The sequence below is a fragment of the Streptomyces sp. NPDC006265 genome (assembly GCF_040613555.1).
Lineage (GTDB): Bacteria > Actinomycetota > Actinomycetes > Streptomycetales > Streptomycetaceae > Streptomyces.
Genome location: NZ_JBEXSH010001115.1, coordinates 1 through 2,458 on the forward strand (window position 1 = coordinate 1; position 2,458 = coordinate 2,458).

The 2,458-nt window shown below is 70.6% G+C and carries 3 protein-coding genes; 1 reads left to right on the top strand and 2 read right to left on the bottom strand.

What is annotated here, in order from left to right; translation table 11 throughout:
* The first annotated feature begins 711 nt into the window (after nt 1-711).
* Nucleotides 712-1,101, top strand: coding sequence for a hypothetical protein (locus tag ABZ281_RS45920; protein ID WP_356664396.1), 390 nt, complete (start codon nt 712-714; stop codon nt 1,099-1,101).
* Between the two features lie 32 nt (nt 1,102-1,133).
* Here ABZ281_RS45920 and ABZ281_RS45925 read toward each other — a convergent pair whose 3' ends face one another.
* Nucleotides 1,134-1,553 (bottom strand): phage holin family protein, encoded by a 420-nt coding sequence (locus tag ABZ281_RS45925; protein WP_356664398.1) that lies wholly within the window; start codon nt 1,551-1,553, stop codon nt 1,134-1,136.
* A 38-nt stretch (nt 1,554-1,591) separates the two neighbouring features.
* Entirely contained in the window at nt 1,592-2,227 is a 636-nt protein-coding gene (locus ABZ281_RS45930) for a thiamine pyrophosphate-dependent enzyme (RefSeq protein ID WP_356664400.1), read from the bottom strand.
* Nucleotides 2,228-2,458 lie beyond the last annotated feature (231 nt).

Sequence of the window (2,458 nt, forward strand, 5' to 3'; positions counted from 1 at the left end):
TCCCAGCATGCACATGACTAAAAGTCGGCCAGTACGGCGATTAGTACCACGATCGAGCGATCACGAACCGGGCGAGATCGGGCTTAACGCCCTCTCACGTCGTTGCAGCACCTACAGAGCGAAACGGCGCGGCCGGGCACCGTACACAACAACATCAACGGCGGAGTACAGCACGGCCCAGTCATCCAATCAGGCCAGATCACCGGACTCACCATCCACGCCCACCACCCCGACCCGCCACAAAACTGAACCACCACAGAGACCAAGCCTCCATCAGACCCGGAGCGGTTCAGCCTGAGTGACCTCGCGGACGAGGGCGTCCATGATCTGTTCGGCGCCGTGTGGCTGCAGCGACTGCACAGTCACAGCGGACAGAGTCCGTGCTGTTCGAGCAGGAGCGCCTCCACGGTCGCGGCGCCATCAGCACCTTGGTCAGGGGCTGGATGGTCGCTTGCCGTGCTGAGGACGCTGACTGATTGCCGAAGCTGCGCGGCGTGGCTGGCCGCCGCCCAGTACAGCGCGAGGATCGCCAGCCCCGCCGCTCCGAGCAGGGACAGGGTCGCGACGAACCCGCTCGCCGAACCACCGGACCCGCACACCCGACGATCATGTCCCTGCCACTTCGTCCTTGCCCTCGTCCTCGCATCGTGGACGGTTGGGGGTACCCCCCGGCGGGCACCCTGTATCGCTACGACGTCTTCTGGAGGACCGATGTGGAAGCGAGCCAAGGGCGGTCGGCCCGCACAAGCGACCCGTTTGGAGCTCTGCGACCTGTGCGCCGTCACCTTCCCCGCCGGCGAGGCGGTGAGCGGATACGTCCCCGACTCCTCGTGCGTGCATCCGGCCAACGACTGGTTCGACGGCCTTCGCCGGGTGATCGCCTGCGGCGACGCCCACTTCGAGGTCCTCCGCGAGATCTACCGGCACCGGCCCTTCGTGAAGGAAGAGCTGTGGGCGGCGAAGATCAGTCGAACTCTCGTCTCCGCGCCATCCGGTCTGACCCTGGAGCAACTCGGCTGCCGCACGGGACTGGACGAGTCGGAGATCCGACGGGCCGTCGCCTGGCAGAGGGAACAGGTGAGGCGGCGGACGGAGCCATGACCACCCGTCCGCCCGGCACAGCGCCGGTCACGCTACGCGCTTTCGTCCGGCATTCCCGTGTCCTCCCGCTCCAGTTCGTCGGCTTCCTTGTCCATGGCCGTGGCGCCGGCCTCGGCCGCGGCGCGCATCCTGTCGCGGGCCGCCAGGCCAAGGGCAGCGGCTGCCGCGCTGTATCCGCAGGTCAGCACCGCCGCGGCCCGGCCCCTCGGCAGAACCGACTCGACCGCCCGCAGCAGCGTCTCGTGCGCGGCCCAGAGAGCGAGCAGGCCACACGTGCCCGCCCCGGCGAGCAGCACACCGCCCGTCCCGAACCTCTTGAGCGCCGTCAAGGCCTCGTCCTGGATCTCTCTGATCTCCCGCCGGGCCAGTTCCGCGGTGTCCTGCGCCAGCCGGGCGGCGGCATCTGCCATGCGTCCGCCCCCCGACGACGCATCGTCAGCTGAGGTGTGCATCGCTGTCTCCTTCCTGCGGTCTCGCTGCTCTGCCTGACTCACGATCCGAACGGGCTCCCCGCCCACGCCCCGGCCCTCGGTTCGGCACGCCTGGACTCGGCCCAGTCCGGCGGCGTGTCGCCGTCCACCATGAACTCCAGCAGCATGGGCCCACGCGCGGCCAGCGCGTCCTCCCACACGGTCCCCACCGCGCCCGGCCGGTCGCAGCACGTGCCGGGCAGGCCCAGAAGGCGGGCGTACTGCGCGTAGGAAACCGCGGGAACCTCGCCGGTGACCGGGATGCGCGGGTTCTGGGCCGCTGTGCGGCGTTCCCACGTCAGTCGGCTCAGGTCCTCGTTGTTGAGGACGCAGAAGATCGTCGGCCGCAGGTCGGCGAGCCGTTCCAGGTGCCGCCGGACCGTGATCAGTTCGTTCATGCCGCCGGCCTGGAGGGCACCGTCACCGACGAGCGCGACCACCGTACGGTCGGGGAGGGCCAGACGGGCGGCGAGCGCGTAGGAGACGGCTGCTCCGGGGGTGGCGAGGTGTCCCGACAGGGCCGAGCGCATCCCGTCGCGCAGTTCCAGGTGGCGGGTCCACCAGTCGAGGGCCGAGCCGGAGTCGGTGACGACGACGGCACGGTCCGGCAGCCGAGCGGACAACTCCGCGACGACGCAGCGGGGGTCGACGGCCATGCCGAAGAACCGGTGTGCCTTCGAGCGCCCCTGAGCACGCCAGTCCCGCACCGCGCGCCGGACGTGTGCGCGCCACCTGCGGTTCGTCGTGCGGCGCAGCAGCGGGAGGAGGGCGTCCAGTGCCGTGGTGGGGCCGGGGGGGGCGCGGGGGGGGGGGCGCGGGGGCCGCCCGGCCGGGGGCCCCACCGCCCCCCTCCCGCCCGAGTCACCTCTTACGACTACACCTCAGAA

Bases quoted from the DNA above. Each gene is read 5' to 3' on its own strand.
- ABZ281_RS45920 (WP_356664396.1), top strand. From the start codon at position 712: ATGTGGAAGCGAGCCAAGGGCGGTCGGCCCGCACAAGCGACCCGTTTG.
- ABZ281_RS45925 (WP_356664398.1), bottom strand. From the start codon at position 1,553: ATGCACACCTCAGCTGACGATGCGTCGTCGGGGGGCGGACGCATGGCA.
- ABZ281_RS45930 (WP_356664400.1), bottom strand. From the start codon at position 2,227: ATGGCCGTCGACCCCCGCTGCGTCGTCGCGGAGTTGTCCGCTCGGCTG.